General features: G+C 55.0%; 12 protein-coding genes. 8 read left to right on the forward strand and 4 right to left on the reverse strand.

Features of this window, described 5'->3' with window-relative positions; genetic code table 11:
- The first annotated feature begins 13 nt into the window (after positions 1–13).
- Both zntB and ACZRKO_RS06175 read left to right on the forward strand, forming a co-directional pair.
- Positions 14–997 (forward strand): zinc transporter ZntB, encoded by a 984-nt coding sequence (gene zntB / locus ACZRKO_RS06170; RefSeq protein WP_463736341.1) that lies wholly within the window; start codon positions 14–16, stop codon positions 995–997.
- A gap of 282 nt (positions 998–1,279) precedes the next feature.
- Positions 1,280–1,963 carry a hypothetical protein gene (locus ACZRKO_RS06175; protein ID WP_463736342.1) on the forward strand — a complete coding sequence of 228 codons (684 nt, stop codon included), beginning with the start codon at positions 1,280–1,282 and terminating at the stop codon, positions 1,961–1,963.
- Between the two features lie 74 nt (positions 1,964–2,037).
- Here ACZRKO_RS06175 and ttcA read toward each other — a convergent pair whose 3' ends face one another.
- Positions 2,038–2,964, reverse strand: a complete 927-nt coding sequence (gene ttcA, locus ACZRKO_RS06180; protein ID WP_463736343.1) for a tRNA 2-thiocytidine(32) synthetase TtcA — start codon at positions 2,962–2,964, stop codon at positions 2,038–2,040.
- A 191-nt stretch (positions 2,965–3,155) separates the two neighbouring features.
- Here ttcA and nudI point away from each other — a divergent pair, with 191 nt between their 5' ends.
- Positions 3,156–3,581, forward strand: coding sequence for a nucleoside triphosphatase NudI (gene nudI / locus ACZRKO_RS06185; protein WP_463736344.1), 426 nt, complete (start codon positions 3,156–3,158; stop codon positions 3,579–3,581).
- Between the two features lie 72 nt (positions 3,582–3,653).
- Here the strand turns inward: nudI and ACZRKO_RS06190 are convergent, their stop codons facing one another.
- Entirely contained in the window at positions 3,654–5,444 is a 1,791-nt protein-coding gene (locus ACZRKO_RS06190) for a sodium:solute symporter family transporter (protein WP_463736345.1), read from the reverse strand.
- Positions 5,445–5,713: 269 nt separating this feature from the next.
- Between ACZRKO_RS06190 and ACZRKO_RS06195 the strand changes: the two genes are divergently transcribed.
- The 4 genes from ACZRKO_RS06195 to ACZRKO_RS06210 all read left to right on the forward strand — a co-directional run bounded on the left by ACZRKO_RS06195 (position 5,714) and on the right by ACZRKO_RS06210 (position 10,809).
- Entirely contained in the window at positions 5,714–7,048 is a 1,335-nt protein-coding gene (locus tag ACZRKO_RS06195) for an alginate lyase family protein (protein WP_463736346.1), read from the forward strand.
- Positions 7,045–9,159, forward strand: a complete 2,115-nt coding sequence (locus ACZRKO_RS06200) for a heparinase II/III domain-containing protein (protein ID WP_463736347.1) — start codon at positions 7,045–7,047, stop codon at positions 9,157–9,159. The genes ACZRKO_RS06195 and ACZRKO_RS06200 overlap by 4 nt, the downstream gene beginning before the upstream one ends.
- 74 nt (positions 9,160–9,233) lie before the next feature.
- Positions 9,234–10,010: an SDR family NAD(P)-dependent oxidoreductase gene (locus tag ACZRKO_RS06205; protein ID WP_463736348.1), complete on the forward strand. Its 777-nt coding sequence runs from the start codon at positions 9,234–9,236 to the stop codon at positions 10,008–10,010.
- Between the two features lie 100 nt (positions 10,011–10,110).
- Positions 10,111–10,809: a FadR/GntR family transcriptional regulator gene (locus ACZRKO_RS06210; RefSeq protein WP_463736349.1), complete on the forward strand. Its 699-nt coding sequence runs from the start codon at positions 10,111–10,113 to the stop codon at positions 10,807–10,809.
- A gap of 636 nt (positions 10,810–11,445) precedes the next feature.
- Here ACZRKO_RS06210 and nifJ read toward each other — a convergent pair.
- Complete coding sequence (nifJ, locus tag ACZRKO_RS06215) at positions 11,446–14,985, reverse strand: pyruvate:ferredoxin (flavodoxin) oxidoreductase (protein WP_463736350.1); 3,540 nt, start codon at positions 14,983–14,985, stop codon at positions 11,446–11,448.
- 227 nt (positions 14,986–15,212) lie between these two features.
- Positions 15,213–15,869, reverse strand: a complete 657-nt coding sequence (locus ACZRKO_RS06220; RefSeq protein ID WP_463736351.1) for an MgtC/SapB family protein — start codon at positions 15,867–15,869, stop codon at positions 15,213–15,215.
- A gap of 244 nt (positions 15,870–16,113) precedes the next feature.
- Here ACZRKO_RS06220 and ACZRKO_RS06225 point away from each other — a divergent pair, with 244 nt between their 5' ends.
- A complete protein-coding gene (locus ACZRKO_RS06225) occupies positions 16,114–16,398 on the forward strand; it encodes a putative hemolysin (protein WP_463736352.1) in 285 nt (94 codons plus the stop codon).
- The last annotated feature ends 524 nt before the right edge of the window (positions 16,399–16,922 follow it).

Consider the following 16,922-nt stretch of genomic DNA (forward strand, 5'->3'; position numbering starts at 1 on the left):
AGCGAGGAATGTCGTGGAAGTCATTAAGGGTAAAGAACTTCAGGTGTCTGATGCAGTATACGCTTACCAGTTCGACGGCAAGGGTGGCGTTAACGAAATTAATACCCAGTGTGTCGCCAGTGATGACAAGCCATGCTGGCTGCATCTGGACTACACGCTGCCGGCCAGTGAACAGTGGATAAACTCCACGCCAGTCCTGCCGGATACCGTGCGTGAAGCGCTGGCCGGCGAGAGCGTCCGCCCGAAAGTCCTGCGTATGGGCGAGGGGACGCTGATCACCTTGCGCAGTATCAATCTCAATGCTGATTCGCGCCCCGACCAGTTGGTGACGATTCGCGTTTACCTCACGGGTAAAATGATTGTCTCCACGCGTCACCGTAAAGTCTTTTCGATGGATGAGATTATCTCAGACATGCAGCACGGCACCGGCCCGAGTGATACCGGCAGCTGGCTGGTGGAGATTTGCGATGCGCTGACCGATCACACCAGTGATTTCATCGAAGATATGCATGACAAGATCATCGATATCGAAGACGACCTGATGGAGCAGCAGGTGCCGGAACGTGGCCAGATGGCGCTGCTGCGCAAGCAGTTGATCGTGCTGCGTCGTTACATGTCGCCGCAGCGCGATGTGTTCTCGCGTCTGGCCAGCGAACGCCTGCCGTGGATGAACGACGACGAGCGCCGCCGCATGCAGGAAATTGCCGACCGTCTGGGACGCGGGCTGGATGATCTTGATGCCAACATTGCCCGTACCGGCGTGTTGGCGGACGAAATAGGCTCGCTGATGGCTGATGCGCTTAACCGCCGTACCTACACCATGTCGATGCTGGCGATGCTGTTTTTGCCGACCACCTTCCTGACCGGGCTGTTTGGGGTCAACCTCGGCGGTATTCCGGGTAATACGTCGCCCTATGGATTCACCGTTTTCTGCTTGTCGTTGCTGGTATTAGTGGGCGGCGTAGCCTGGTGGCTGAAGAAAAGTAAGTGGTTATAGCGCGGAAGTGGGCGGAAAAAGGCAAAAAAAAGCCGGTCAGAAGACCGGCGTCGTTCGAATTAAATATCTAGCGGATTAATTCTAAAAAATTGGAAATAAGACAATATGGAGCACAACGCCCATCGCTTGACGTTGCATTCACCTGCGGAATAGATACTGGACCTGTTGCGGGACGGATATGTTGATTTCGCGCAATCTTTTTTGGATTTTGTCGCCAGCCGGTGCTTTGCTGAACAGTTCTGTGAAGCACATAGGGGCAGTTTTGTCAGACAGGGAGATTTTATGTCGCCGTTAGAAAGCCTTCATCAGGCCTATGTAGATGTGACTCAAAAAACGCTGAAAGTGTGGGAAAAATCTGCCGGCCAGGGCGTCGTGCGCGATGAACCGTTTTATCCGCCGACCAAACTGGCGATTTCCAGCGGTAACCGACCCCCGCTGAGCCCCGAATTGCTGTCATTGCTCAGTGAGATGAAAGCGTCCACGCAGGGCGACTCGCTGGCAGATCCCAACCCGGCTGAAGGTTTGCATTTTAGTTTCTTCCCGGTGACCAACGCCCTGTATGACAGCGTGGAAGAAGCGCAGGACCGCGATGAGGTGGCCGCCATGTTTACCCGCTGCTGCGCAGATCATGTCATGCACATCAGCCAGTTGCGGCTGGTGGCGTTGCCTAATCAGATTCTGCTGGCGGGGCTGCCCGATGCGCAGAGTCTGCGGGTGCGCAAACAATTTGCTGAGGCGCTGCTGGCTTCAACGTGGGCCGGTAAGGTGCGGGCGCGCTACCCGGACGGGGATATTCCTCAGCCGTTCTGGCACAGCACGTTATTGCGTTACAACGCCGATGTAGTGTCGCCTGAACTGTATGCGCTGTTTTTACGTTTTCAGAATCAGAATTTTGGCGATGTTTCAGTGCCGGTCAGGCTGGTCATGTGTAACTACAACTGGCAGCAGGTGGAATTTCTGGCCTGAAAACGGCATAAAAAAAGCCCGTCTCATGATGAAACGGGCGAATTTTTTAGTACTGCTTTTTTTATTGCTCTGAATTATTTAATTTCTAACACGTTAAGACGCTCAATTGTTGCGGCGTTTTCTTCGTCTTCCGGCTGCCAGCCAACCGGCTGCATAGGGATGTCTTCCCGGTCAAATGCCAGATCACCGCCATCGACCACTTCACCGCCGTGCTTAATGCCTTTGAAATCAAACAGACTGGCGTCGTTAAGATGCGATGGCACCACGTTTTGCATCGCAGTAAACATGGTTTCGATACGGCCGGGATATTTTTTGTCCCAGTCGTTAAGCATGTCACCAATCACCTGACGCTGCAGGTTAGGTTGTGAACCACACAGGTTACACGGAATGATCGGGTATTCGCGCGCAACCGCAAAACGCTCAATGTCTTTCTCGCGGCAGTAAGCCAACGGGCGGATCACGATATGCTTGCCGTCGTCACTCATCAGTTTAGGTGGCATACCTTTCAGCTTGCCGCCGTAAAACATGTTGAGGAACAGGGTTTGCAGAATGTCATCGCGGTGATGACCGAGCGCGATTTTAGTACAGCCCAGTTCGGTCGCCGTGCGGTACAAAATACCGCGACGCAGGCGTGAACAGAGTGAGCAGGTGGTTTTGCCTTCCGGGATTTTATCCTTCACGATCGCGTAGGTATCTTCGGTAACAATTTTATATTCCACACCCAGCTGCTCTAAATAGGCAGGCAGAATATGCGCCGGAAAGCCCGGTTGTTTCTGGTCAAGATTGACGGCAATCAGTTCGAAATTTACCGGCGCGCTCTGTTGCAGGTTACGCAAAGTTTCCAGCATGGTGTAGCTGTCTTTGCCGCCGGAAAGGCAGACCATAATGCGGTCGCCTTCTTCAATCATACCGAAATCCGCAATGGCTTTACCCACGTCACGACGCAGGCGCTTTTGCAGTTTATCCAGGTTGTGTTTCTGTTTTTGAATTGGAGTTGTCACAAAGATCTCTTTCGTATTGGGAACTGCGGCGCAGGCCGCCTGACTCTATGCGCAGTAGGGTACGGATTTTGCTCCCTTCTGTCAGGTGGATTTTGTGAAATTTCACCAATCTTGACTCAACTCCCATGCCAGTAACCACAAAGATGCTATTTTTCATGCTCTGAAGAGACCCCTAACCAGTGAAGGTTGCTATGCGTCAGAGAACCATTGTTTGTCCGTTAATTGAATACGAAGGAACGTATCTGCTGTGTAAAATGTCGTCCAGTCGCGGGGTGTTTCCCGGCCAGTGGGCCTTGTCGGGCGGCGGGATGGAGCCGGGTGAAACTATTGAACAGGCGTTACTGCGGGAAGTGCGCGAAGAGTTGGGCGAGGCGTTGGAACTGACGCATATCACGCCGTGGACTTTCCGCGATGATATCCGTGTAAAGACGTTTCCTGATGGCATCAAAGAAGAGATCTACATGATTTACCTGATATTTACCTGTCAGGCGAAGAACCAGACGATAACCCTGAACGACGAGTTTGAACGTTATGCCTGGGTGTGCAAAGAAGATTTAACGAAGTACGACTTAAACGAGGCCACGCGCATTACGCTAAAACAGCGTGGATTGCTTTAAGCCAATACCTGTTTTGAGCCGATCTATGCAGGGCACCTCGAAGGACTGCCCTGCATTTTGTACTTATTCCCCTTAGCGGTGAGAGGCCGCCACGGCAGATTTTTCCGCCGTTGCGGCTTGCATGCCTTTTTCCGCGCTGCGGTGTAATACCCATCCAAAGATCAGAATGGAGAGGGCGCAGATCAGGAACAGACCCCGTCCCCACAGCGGATTCGGCACCAATACCATCAGCAGCAGTCCGGCCCCCATATACATCGAAATTTTGCCGATCTTGTCGCGTTGCAGACGGTCGAATTCGTCCTGTTCGTCGTCGGCGTAGACCGGCCTTTCCATATCAACGAAGAACTTATTACGGATGGCCGTGCGTTCGGTTGCCTGCTCTTTATAGAACAGCGTGGTCAGACAGAAGAAACCGCCGGTGAAGACCATATGCGAGAAGATGTTCCACATAATGGCAATGTCGAGCATTTCGCGGGCGGTAAAGTTCATGCCCAGCAGCTTGACCACGTCCGGCGCGGTAAACACGTTGGCGACCACGTAAGAGACCATCAGCCCGAACAGCACCGTGGCCCAACCGGCCCAGTCAGGCGTTTTGCGAATAAATACCCCAAGGAACAGCGGTACCACGATCGGTGCCTGCATCAGCGTACCGACTTTCATCATCAGGTCAAACAGGCTGACGGTCTGCATGGTATGCATGTACTGCGCGACAAAAATCACCAGCACGCCGTTGACCACGCAGACAGCTTGACCGACGCGGAGCTGATATTTATCGCTGCGTTCTTTGTTGCGGTTGACGATGGGCGTCCAGAAACTACGTACGAAAATCCCAGAGTTACGATTCAGCGCGCAGTCCATTGACGACATGGTGGCGGCAAACAGACCGGCCATCAGCAGCCCGACGGTGCCGAGCGGCATCGCGCGTTCGGCGAAAATCAGGTACACCGCATCGGTGGCGTTCTTACCTAATTCCGGGTGCGCGGTGGCAGCATCTGGGTAGAGAATTGCCACGGCCCACGGCGGAATAAACCAAATCAGGGTGCCGACAAACATCAGTACCAGTGCAAACAGCGCGGCTTTTTTGGCGTTGAAACTGTCTTTGGCATTCAGAAAACGGTAGGAGTCCTGGAGGTTATTAATGCTCTGCACGTTCTTAATAAAGAAGAACAGGAAGCAGGCCACCAGCAGGGAAATGTAATGCGGTCCGACGTCCGGCCCGGTAATAAACCCGGACGGGAATTCAGTCACCAGATTCACCGGCCCGCCGACTTTCACCAGTGCCACCACCGCACAGGCGATGGAGATAATCGCGACCACCAGCGTCTGCACAAAATCACTGGCCACCACGCCCCAGGCGCCGCTCAGCAGTGAAATCACCAGCACCACCAGCCCGGTCACCCAGAGCGTCAGCGTTACGTCATGCTTGAAAACGGCGCTGGCAAACACTGCCAGACTATTAAGCCATACCCCGGCGCTGAGAATGCTCAGCGGAATGATCATCCACGTAAAAAACTGTTCGTTGCCTTTGCCGAAACGGTGATTGATGGCTTCTGTCGCGGTGTCCACGCGCAGCTGGCGAAAGCGGGTGGCGAACCACCACCAGGCCACCAGATAACCAAACACGTTACCGGCGAAAACGCTGACTACGTTGAAACCGTAGCGGTAGGCCTGCCCGGCGGCGCCGGTAAAGGTCCAGGCGCTAAACTGGATCATGAAGGCCGTCGCGCCCACCATCCACCAAAGCATTCGCCCGCCACCGCGGAAATAGTGGCTGGAGGAGCCGGAGGCCATCTTTTTAAATGCATAACTGATCGCAATCATTAACACGAAGTAACCGATCATCACTAGAACGTTAATATCCATCGTCGTTAATCTCTTCAGTGTAGGGTGAGTTTTTTTGGTTATCTTTTGGACAGGCTTAATGAGCAATAGTAGGAGAGAGATTTGAAATTAATAGTCCGACAAATAAGAAACCCGGTATTTGTTATCAGAATGTGACAATGGTCACTTCATGGGCATTAATGCAGGATTAAACGTGCAAAAGTCACTTTTAAGGTGGCGAACTCAAACAGCTTCTGCTTTATTTGTATTACTAAAGGCGGAGTGGCCGGTATCGCTTAAGAGGAAAGTGCATGAAGGTTTCAGGTTTAACGATAGGTCTCAGCGCCGTCGCCGGACTGTTTTTCAGTGCTTCACTGATGGCGGCGGAACCGGCATTTCTCAACGCCGCGCAACTGGCGGTGATTAAACGGCAACTGGCTGACCAGCAGGCCGCGCCGCAAACTACGGCGGCTTATAAGCAGTTACTTAAAACGGCCGACAACGCCCTCGGCAAACCCAATCTCAGCGTGACGGATAAAGGCATGACGCCGCCGAGCGGGTCGAAGCACGACTATCTGAGCCTGAGCGCTTACTGGTGGGCGGACGATAGCAAACCCGATGGCCTGCCGTGGATCCGCAAAGACGGCAAGGTGAATCCGGCCAGTAAGAACGATCAAAGCGACGGCGTGCGTCTGGCTGATTTTACCGCGCGTGTGCAGAACCTGACGCTGGCCTGGTATTTTTCCGGTGAGCAGAAATATGCCGATAAAGCCGCAAGCCTGATGCGCACCTGGTTTATTGACCCGGATACCCGCATGAATCCGAATCTCAATTTTGCACAGGGCGTGCCGGGTATTGCGCCGGGGCGTAACGCAGGGGTACTCGACGGGCGTTACTTCTCAACACGCATTGTAGATTCGGTGGTGCTGCTGCACGGCAATCCGGCGTGGAAAACCTCAGATGATCAGGCCATGCACGAATGGATGACTGACTATCTGGCGTGGTTACAGGGTAATAAGATTGCTAAAAAAGAGAGACGCACCGAGAACAATCACGGTAACTGGTATGTGACGCAGGTGGCGGGGATTGCCTGGTATCTCGATCAGCCGCAGGTGATTAAACAGATGGCGGCGCTGATGAAAAGCAAACTCGACGTCCAGTTGATGCCAGACGGCACCCAGCCAGCCGAGCTGGCGCGTACCCGTTCCTTCCATTACAGCTATTTTGACCTGCAGGCCATCAGCATGATGGCCATACTGGCGCAGAAAAATGGCATCGACCTGTGGAATTACCCCACGCTGCAGGGGGGCAGCGTCATCAAATCGCTGGATTTTATGGCGAAATACACTGACGACAGCCAGCCGTGGCCGTACAAAACACTCGACCGTATCAGCGTAAGGCCGGTGCCGCTGCTCTCCTGGGCGGATAACGCCACCGGAACGTCCCGCTATCAGCAGCAGATCCGCAGCGCGTCGTTCAGCCTGCCGCCGGCCGGTAAGAAACTCAAAGACGGTTATCACGCGGATGTTACCCGTGGTGCCGTGATGGAAGCAGAGCGCGAAACCTGGCTGCTCTCGCTGCCGTCCTGGGCCAAAGGCTACGTCGCGCCCCAACCGGCGCTGAAAACCGGAGACACCTCATCATGACCGACTGGCAGCCGCTGTTTATCTCACCCGACGAAGCGCAGCAGTTACGCGCCCAGATCGACGCCGACTCCCTGATGGGCCGCGTCCTGCGTCAGCAGATCGCCGCCCTTGACGCTTATCTGGCGCAGCCGGTGGAGATCCCAGGACAGGGCGAAGCGGGCGGACCGGAACATGCGCGTCACAAGCAGAATGCGTTCTTCATCAATCTGGCGGGGCGGCTGTTTATGATTAGCCAGAATCCCGTCTACCGGGAGTTCGCGCTGCGGCTGCTGAACGGTTATGCGGCGATTTACCCCTGGCTTGGCAGCAACGTCAGCAAGGACAGCAATGCGCCGGGGCGGCTGTTTCATCAGACGCTCAATGAAAACATGTGGTTGCTGAACGCGGCAGAGGGTTATCACTGCATTATACCGACCCTGAAGGTCGCTGAACGCAGCATGATCGAAAGCCAGCTGTTTCGTGTGATGGTGGATGACGCCCTGACGCGGCACACCCAAGATTTCGACATCGTGCATAACCACGGCGTCTGGTCGGTCGCGGCAGCGGCGGTGTGCGGGTACGTCACGGGCAATCAGAAACTGGTGGATCACGCGCTGTACGGGCTGAAGGGGGACCGTGAAAGCGGCGGGTTCTTCGCCCAGCTTTCACAACTCTTTTCCCCTGACGGCTATTACATCGAAGGGCCGTACTACCAGCGCTTTGCCCTGCGTCCGTTGCTGTTGCTGGCGGAAGCCATTCACCGCCGTCAGCCGGAACTGAATATTTATCAGTTTCGCGGGCAGATCATCCGCAAAACCTGCGAAGCGCTGATGCAGACGGCATTCCCGGACGGCACGCTGCCTGCACTCAATGACGCTTCAAAAAGCATGAACATTCATGATGACGGCGCGGTGGTGGCGGCCAGCGTCTGTTTCCACCGGTATGGGCATCAGGCGCAGTGGGTCGCCACCGCCTGGCAGCAGAGCAATCTGTGGGTCGGCGCCGCCGGTCTGGCGCTGTCGGTTGCGATGCAATATCAGCCTGCGCACCCACATCACTGGGGTAGCCTGACCTTGTCAGACGGGCCGGAGGGCCGGCAGGGTGAACTGGCTATTTTGCGGCAGGAAAATGCGCACGGCGATCTGTTGATGGCTTTGATGTGGTACGGCCAGCACGGCAGCATCCCCCGGTTGCATTCGGCGCTGAACCACGGCCATTTCGACGGTTTGCATCTGAGCGTGTTTAGCAGCGGGCGTGAATCCTTGCGCGATTACGGTTTTGGCCGCTGGGTGAACGTCGAGCCTAAATTCGGCGGTCGTTACATCCCAGAAAACAACACCTACTGCAAACAAACCGTCGCCCACAATACCGTGGTGGTGGACGAACAGAGTCAGAATCTCGGCCAGAGCGCTGAAGCTGAAAAACGCTGGGGCGAACGACACTTTTTCGCGGCGGATAATCCAGCGGGACAGGGCATGAGCGCCCGTCTGCATGACTATTATCCGTGCGTGCTGATGCAGCGAACGGTGCTGATGCTCGACTTGCCCGAATTTGAACAACCGCTGCTGGTGGATGTGTTTCGTATCACCAGTGCGCAGCCTCATCAATATGATTACTGCCTGCATCATCTGGGGCAGTTCGTACGCAGTGACGCCGGGCTTCGTGTGGCCGAAACCCTGAAACCACTCGGCACCGGCAACGGTTACCAACACCTGTGGGACTGCGCACGGGCAGAGGTGCCTGCCGGGGAGTCCGCATTGTTCAGCTGGCTGGACGGGCACAGTTACACCACGCTGGTCAGCGCGATGTCCGAGGGCGGTGAGCTGATTGTTGCCCGCAGCGGTGCCAGCGACCCGCATTTTAACCTGCGCAATGAACCGGCCTTGTTGCTGCGTCAGCACGGCGCGGACGTGCTGTTTGCGAGCGTAATTGAAAGCCACGGATTCTTTGATGAAGCCACCGAAACCTCTCGCGACGCGCGGGGGAAAGTGGCCCGCGTCGAGGTGCTGTCTGACAGCGAAGCAATAACTGAACTGCGTATTCACTGTGCGGATCTCCGCATTTTACAGGTGGTGATCAACAACCGTGATGCGCCAGAGGCTGGCACTGAGTTCAGCGCCGCGTGGCAGTGATCCTCCGGCCCGAAGTTATTTATTATTTTTAGAAACCACGTCCCTACATTTTCCATTCCGTTAAAGGAGTTTTTATGTTCAGTGACCTGAAAAACCAACGCGTGTTAATTACCGGATCCACTAAAGGTATCGGTCTGGCAACGGCGCAGGCCTTTGCCCGGGCAGGAGCCAAAGTTGGCCTTAACGGCCACCGCAGTGACGCCAGCCTGCAACAGCTTGCCAAAGAAGTGGCGGCACTTGGTGGCGAAGTGGAGTACTTTGCGGCGGACCTGACCAAAACCGATCAGTGCGAAAAGCTGGTGAAAGATTTCGTCGAACGCTTTGGCGGCATCGATGTTCTCATTAACAACGCGGGTGGTCTGGGCGGGCGAAAAGGTCTGGAGATCATTGACGATGAGTTTTATCAGCACGTCATGGATCTTAACGCTCGTTCGGCGCTGATGGTGACCAAATATGCCATCCCGCATCTGCGCAGTGCGGCTAAACAGAGCGGTAAAACCACGTCGGTGATTAGCACCGGCTCGATTGCCGGTCGAGAAGGCGGTGGTCCGGGCGCGGCGATTTATGCGGCGTCCAAAGCCTGGCTGCACAATATTCACCGCAACTGGGTGAAAGAGTTCACCAAAGATAATATCCGTTTCAACGTGGTTTCCCCCGGCACTATCGATACCGTTTTCCATGCGGATAAAAGCGCGGAAGTGCGGGATAAAATCTCCAGCGGCATCGCGATGGGGCGTTTTGGCACCAGCGAAGAGTTGGCTCCGAGCTTCCTGTTCTTCGCCTCGCACGCCTGTAGTGGCTACATCACCGGGCAGATCCTAGATGTCAACGGCGGGCAAATGGCGCCATAACGCGCCGTTCGTCGCATCCGGGGCGGCTTGTACATGCGCTGCCCCGCAGTCTGAACTATCATGACGGCAATCTGCACAGACAATAGGGAATAGCATGACGATGCAGTTTGAAACAGCCGCAGGCATGACGCGTGGCCTCAATACTCATATAGCCCGCGATATCGCCCGTAAGATCCTCTCCGGCGAGCTGGCCTCGGGCGCGATATTGCCAAGCGAAGTCGAACTGGGTGAGCAGTTTGGTGTCAGCCGCACGGCGCTGCGTGAGGCGTTAAAATTGCTGACCTCCAAAGGATTGCTGGAGTCGCGGCCAAAAATCGGTACCCGCGTCAAAGACCGTCCGCAGTGGAACATGCTTGATCCGCAGTTACTTGAGTGGATGCAGGGGATGGAAGCAACCGAAGAGATCTACCACCAGTTTCTGGAATTTCGTAAAGCCATCGAGCCTCATGCCACCGCGCTGGCGGCGCTCAACGCCACCAAAGAGCAGCGCATCGAATTATCACGAATTTACCGCCAGATGTGTCAGGTCGCCGAACAGTTCGATCAGGCGCAGTGGGTAGAAATCGACACTCAGTTTCACCGCCTGATTTTTATCTCTTCCGGCAACTGTTTCTACGTCCCCTTTGGTAACGTGCTGACCACCATTTTCAAATGGTTCTTTGAGTATTCCTCCAAAGAAGGCGGCATGTGTCTTGCCGAGCATAAAATGATTTATGAAGCGATCATGGCGGGAGACGAAGGAGCCGCGTATTCGGCTTCGCTGGGGTTAATGAGAGGCCACAAGCACAGGCTTGGATGAAAGTTTTTAAATTCAAATTCAAATTCAAATTCAAAGTCGTGGGCGTCGGCCCACAGCGACCAGAGGGCCGCAGTCGCTCGGCCCTCTGGACTCCGAGCTTTTTAAAAACAACAGCTGCGCGGGTCACAATGGCCGTGTTTCAGTCACCTCTGTTATAGCCGCAAAATGTCATCGCTCCGCGATTCCCGGCTGCGGGTTTGAGCCAACGGTAAAGACGTTGTCTCGCCACCGACTTGTCGGTGACATTTTTGAATGCGGCCGGAGCTTTTTTAAATTCAAATTCAAAACCTGCTAAAAACTCGCATGGTGTTGACCTTTAAAATGTAGAGGCCGCATTGAAAAATGCCGCCGGAGGAGAGGTGGAAAACTGCGCGTGTTTTTGCGCGGGTGTAACCCGAACGGAGGGGATCGCAACGCGGCGGGATTTTGCGGCTATCGCCGTGGTAACTGATACACGGCCATCCCGATTCAGCGATAGCGCGCAGTTAAAAAACGCAGGGTTCCAAGGGAGGCGCGTTTACGCCTCCCTTGGGCCCGTGTGTGCGGCGAGCCCACGACCTTGAATTTAAAAAGCAAGTTCGGATCGCAACCCGAGGTCGCCGGTGTGGGCGGCAACCCAAGGTGTTGACCTTAAAGTTAAAGCGAGTTCGGATCGCGATCCGTCCTTTTCCCTGCCAGGAGTTCGAGGAACTCATATTTTTGTTGAAGTTCTTTCTCTGCCGCCGCGTACAACTGCGCTGCTACCTCCGGCTGTTGGGCATTCAGCCGCCTGAACCGCTGCTCGTTGTTGAGCGTCTCGGTCAGGTTGCTGTTTGGCGGGCGTGAATCCAGTGCCAACGCGGGTTTTCCTTCATCAACGCGACGCGGGTCAAATCGGTAGAGCGGCCAGAAACCGGTGGCAGTCAACTGCTTCATCTGGTCGTGGCTGAGCGCCAAATCATAACCGTGCTCTTCGCATGGGCTGTAAGCGATTATCAGTGAAGGACCGGGGTAGGCTTCGGCTTCCTGAATGGCTTTTACCGTCTGGTTGAGCTGAGCGCCGAGTGAAATCTGCGCCACGTAAACGTGGCCGTACATCATCATGCTGACACCCAGATCTTTACGCGATTTGCGTTTCCCCTGTTCGGCGAACTTGGTCACTGCACCCATCGGCGTGGCTTTCGACTGCTGACCGCCGGTGTTGGAGTAACATTGGGTATCGAGAACCAGCACGTTGACGTTTTCGGTCAGGCTGAGTACGTGATCCAGACCGCCGAAACCGATGTCATAAGCCCAGCCGTCGCCGCCGATAAGCCAGATGGATTTATCCACCAGGTAATCGGCGTCCGTTGCCAGCTGGCGGGCGTCCGGCGTGTCGATCTCGGCCAGAATGTTACGCAGCGCAGTAACATGCTGACGTTTGACTTCGGGCGTTGAGGTCTCATCGCGCAGGCCGCCCAGCACGTCAGCCGGAATATGTTCTTCCAGCGACGCGACCAGACGCAGCACGCGGCGGCGGTGCTGGTCCACCGTCAGGCGGAAGCCCAGACCGAATTCGGCGTTATCCTCAAACAGCGAGTTTGCCCATGCAGGGCCACGGCCTTCGGCATTGGTGGTGTACGGCGTGGACGGCAAGTTACCGCCATAGATAGAAGAACAACCGGTAGCATTGGCAATCAGCAGGCGGTCGCCGTAGAGCTGGGTCAGCAGTTTGATATACGGCGTTTCACCGCAACCGGAACAGGCACCGGAGTATTCAAACAGCGGGGTGATCAGCTGCGAGGTACGGATATCAATACGTTCCAGCGTGCTCTGGTCGATTTCCGGCAGCTTGAGGAAGAAGTCATAATTAGCGCGCTCCTCTTCCAGGTGCTCGATACGATCCGCCATATTGATGGCTTTAATTTCCGGATTTTTACGGTCTTTGGCCGGACAGACTTCGACACACAAATTACACCCGGTGCAATCTTCCGGCGCAACCTGCAACACATACTTCTGACCGCGCATATCGCGGGATTTCACATCCAGCGATTGCAGCGCAGCAGGGGCGCCGTCGAGGGCTTCCGGCTGAACCACTTTGGCGCGAATCGCTGAGTGCGGGCAGGCCGCGACACAGTGGTTACACTGTGTACAGAGGTCCGGCTGCCAGATGGGCACCGCTTCGGCTATATTGCGCTTTTCCCACTGCGTGGTTCCGGTCGGCCAGGTACCGTCCGGCGGGAAGGCGGAAACCGGCAGGGCGTCGCCGAGGCCAGCCAGCATGGCGGCGGTAACGGTTTTGACGAAATCCGGTGCGGCGTCGGAGACAATAGGCGGACGCTTGCGTGGATTTTCAGGAATAGCCTGTAACGGCACTTCGATCAGCTGTTCCAGCGTGGCGCCGAGCGCCTGCCAGTTACGCATCACCACTTCTTCACCCTTACTGCTGTAGCTGCGGGCAATGGCACCCTGCAACTCTTTCAGCGCCTGATCGCCCGGCAGAATTTGTGTCAGATGGAAGAAAGCCATCTGCATGACGGTATTCACGCGCGCACCGAGATGACATTCACGGGCGATTTTGGCGGCGTTGATCACGTAGAAGCGGGCGTCGCGTTTGTGCAGCGCAGCCTGAACTTCCAGGGGCAGGCGCTCCCACACCTCATCAGCCGAGAACGGCGTATTGAGCAGGAAAATTCCGCCCGGACGCAGGCGTTCTGCCATCTGATAGAGGTCGATAAACTGCCACTGATGGCAGGCCACGAAATGCGCCTGAGTCACCAGATAAGCTGATTTGATAGGCTGCTGGCTGACGCGCAGATGCGAGACGGTCAGACCACCGGCCTTTTTGGAGTCATAAACGAAATAACCCTGAGCAAACATCGGCGTACTGTTACCGATAATTTTGATATTGTTTTTGGTGGCGGATACCGAACCGTCGCTGCCAAGGCCATAGAACAGCGCTTCCAGCGAGGCGTGCTGCGGTAACTCTTCTTCATTGACCTGCAGCGACAGGCCGGTGACGTCATCATAAATACCGACGGTAAAGCGCGGGCGCGGCTGGCTGAGCGCCAGTTCGTCAAAGATGGAAAGCACACAATCAGGGCCGAACTCTTTGGAGGAGAGGCCATAACGGCCGCCGATCACTTTCGGCAGGCTGTCGCGCTCACCCCGGCTGTAGGCTTCGGCTAAAGCGGTCATGACATCCAGATAGAGCGGTTCTGCCAGCGCACCGGGCTCTTTGGTGCGGTCCATCACGGCCAGTGTTTTCACCGACGACGGCAGGACAAACAGTAGATGTTCAGCGCTGAACGGGCGGTAAAGGCGCACTTTCAGCACACCCACTTTTTCGCCGCGCGCCAGCAGGGTTTCTATCACTTCTTCGCAGGTACCGATGCCGGAACCCATCAGGACGATAACGCGTTCGGCCTGCGGGTGACCCACGTATTCAAACGGCTTGTATTCGCGGCCGGTGAGGGCGGCGAAGGCGTTCATGGCGTCAATCACGTGCTGGCAGGTGGCGTCGTAATACGGGTTGGTGGCTTCACGCGACTGGAAATAGGTGTCCGGGTTAGCGGAGGTGCCACGGATCACCGGGCGGTCTGGCGTCAGCGCACGGGCGCGGTGGGCGTCAATTTGTGCCTGCGGCAACATTTGTTGCAGTGTGTCATCGCTCAGCGGTGAGATTTTATTGATTTCATGCGACGTGCGAAAACCATCGAAGAAATGAATGAAAGGCACGCGGCTGTTGAGACTGGCCACCTGTGAAATCAGCGCGAAGTCCTGCGCTTCCTGCACGCTGGCGGCGCTTAATAGTGCACAACCGGTCTGGCGCACGGCCATCACGTCAGAGTGATCGCCAAAAATCGAGAGCGCGTGGGTGGCCACGGTACGGGCGGCGACGTGCAATACAAACGGCGTTAACTCACCGGCCACTTTGTAAAGCGTTGGGATCATCAGCAGTAAACCCTGCGATGACGTGAAGGAGGTGGAGAGCGCACCGGTTTGCAGCGCACCGTGTACGGTAGAAATGGCTCCGGCTTCGGACTGCATCTCCATCACCGTTGGGACATCGCCCCATAAATTCTTTTTCCCTTCACCTGACCAGGCGCCGGCGATTTCAGCCATGGTCGAACTTGGCGTAATAGGATAGATGGCAATCACTTCGTTGGTGCGATAGGCCACGGAAGCGACTGCGTTATTACCGTCAGTGGTGATCATGGAAACCCCTTCATGCTTTTTAACTGCAACCGGATACAGCATTCCTGCACCGGTCTGATGCGAAAAAGTCTATCACCGGGCAGTCGCAACGATTTATCCTGATTGTGTGCAGGGGGAATAGCTGAAAGAAAAGAGAGGGTTAGCCAGGGAAGATGAGGTTTAGGATATTTATTAATGACGGGCCGTGATTAATGGCCCGGATCACAATGATAAAAGGGCGAACGGAATTAATTAATATCAATACGTTTGATGCCGCCGACGGCCATGAGTGATTCGTACAGTATATCGACGCTCTGTTTTGGCCTCAGTACGACGTCCAGTACTAATTCACATTTGGTGTCGTCGTCATCACGTTGATTGACTTTAATGTGACCTGGGCGAATACGCAGTTTCTGCAAGGCAATTAATACCGGTGGAACGCTTTGCGGGGCCAGGCGTATTTCAATCAGATGGTGATGGCCTATCAGCCTATTACTGATTTGGCGGAATACCTCCAGCACAATTAACGTCATAAAGGCGCCATAAATACCGATCTCATACATGCCACTACCAATCACCAAACCAATGGCAGCGGTCACCCATAATCCGGCGGCGGTGGTTAACCCTTTGACTACCTGTTTTTGAATTATGATGGTCCCCGCACCGAGGAAACCCATACCGCTCACGACCTGCGCGGCGACGCGGCTTGGGTCAAAACTCACGTGGCCGAAGGCCAGCAAATCCTGAAAACCATATTTCGACACAATCATAAACATTCCGCTGCCGATACCTACTAACACATGGGTTCGCAGCCCGGCTTCTTTGGCGCGTAATTGGCGTTCGATACCAATCAGCCCTCCCAATACACCGGCGAGAGCAATACGTAATAGTAAATCTGTCAGCATTTAGCAGGTCTCCTTTCTGACGATGTTTTTATGATTATTTTAGGCGTTCGATGGCTAAAAACGATTAATTAGCTTTCATTTTATGAGTCAAAGAAATAACCGAACGCAATAAAGTGTATCTAATCGTTTATTTTTAGGAAAAAGTTGATATTAATTGACAGCAAAGCTCGACGTCTGAGGAATGGCTCGGATAAGATGAGCGCTGCTAATAATTCCCCCTCATTCATATTCAGGAGCCGCACTGATGATCACTGCGTTACGCGTTCTACTGGCCGGAGCCGTATTGGTGCTGGCAGCCTGCAGCAGCCACGATGACTCCGCCGACGTTCCCCAGAAAGGAAACAGCGTGAATCTCAGCAACCACAGCGTGAATATGGACAGCCCGGCTTATGCAGCCTGTTCAATGGCGGGTGGGCAATTACGTCTGGCCCCTCAGCTCGATGGCAGCCGTGTCGGGATGTGTTCGATGGCGAATGGACGCCAGTGCTCGGAAGGAGCGCTGATGCAGGGGCGATGCACAGCAGGGTGAGGATTAAAGGCCTGCGGCCTTTGACCGCTTTAAATCTTCAACTTCAACGTCAAGGTCGTGGGCCTGCTGCCCACACCCGCCCAGAATGGCCGTAGGCGCGGCCCTTCTGGACATCCCGCGCCTTTTTATTAGGCTTCCGTAGCTGCGCTGATCACAATGGCCGTGTTTCAGGTATTTCCGTTATAGCCGCAAACTCCGCCGCTGCGCGGTGCTCTCAGTTCGGGCTTCAACCCGCGTAAAAATCCACGCGGTTTTGCGCCTCTCCCTCGACGTCGTTTTGAACGCGGTCTTGACATTTTTAAAGACAAATACAGTGACGATTTTGAATTGGAAGAAGCTTCGGCCGCATTCAAAAATCGCGCTGAATGAGAGGTGAGAAACGGCGAGCGGTTTTTATGCGAGCTGGTCCGAACCCGAAATGAAGGTACCGCAACGCGGCGCTATTTTGCGGCTATAACCGCGGCCCCTGAAACACGGCCATCCCGATTCAGCGATAGCGCGCAGTTAAAAAACGCAGGAGATCC

The organism is Ewingella sp. C233, from assembly GCF_055407225.1.

Bases quoted from the DNA above. Each gene is read 5' to 3' on its own strand.
- ACZRKO_RS06175 (WP_463736342.1), top strand. From the start codon at position 1,280: ATGTCGCCGTTAGAAAGCCTTCATCAGGCCTATGTAGATGTGACTCAA.
- nudI (WP_463736344.1), top strand. From the start codon at position 3,156: ATGCGTCAGAGAACCATTGTTTGTCCGTTAATTGAATACGAAGGAACG.
- ACZRKO_RS06190 (WP_463736345.1), bottom strand. From the start codon at position 5,444: ATGGATATTAACGTTCTAGTGATGATCGGTTACTTCGTGTTAATGATT.
- ACZRKO_RS06195 (WP_463736346.1), top strand. From the start codon at position 5,714: ATGAAGGTTTCAGGTTTAACGATAGGTCTCAGCGCCGTCGCCGGACTG.
- ACZRKO_RS06200 (WP_463736347.1), top strand. From the start codon at position 7,045: ATGACCGACTGGCAGCCGCTGTTTATCTCACCCGACGAAGCGCAGCAG.
- ACZRKO_RS06205 (WP_463736348.1), top strand. From the start codon at position 9,234: ATGTTCAGTGACCTGAAAAACCAACGCGTGTTAATTACCGGATCCACT.
- ACZRKO_RS06210 (WP_463736349.1), top strand. From the start codon at position 10,111: ATGCAGTTTGAAACAGCCGCAGGCATGACGCGTGGCCTCAATACTCAT.
- nifJ (WP_463736350.1), bottom strand. From the start codon at position 14,985: ATGATCACCACTGACGGTAATAACGCAGTCGCTTCCGTGGCCTATCGC.
- ACZRKO_RS06220 (WP_463736351.1), bottom strand. From the start codon at position 15,869: ATGCTGACAGATTTACTATTACGTATTGCTCTCGCCGGTGTATTGGGA.
- ACZRKO_RS06225 (WP_463736352.1), top strand. From the start codon at position 16,114: ATGATCACTGCGTTACGCGTTCTACTGGCCGGAGCCGTATTGGTGCTG.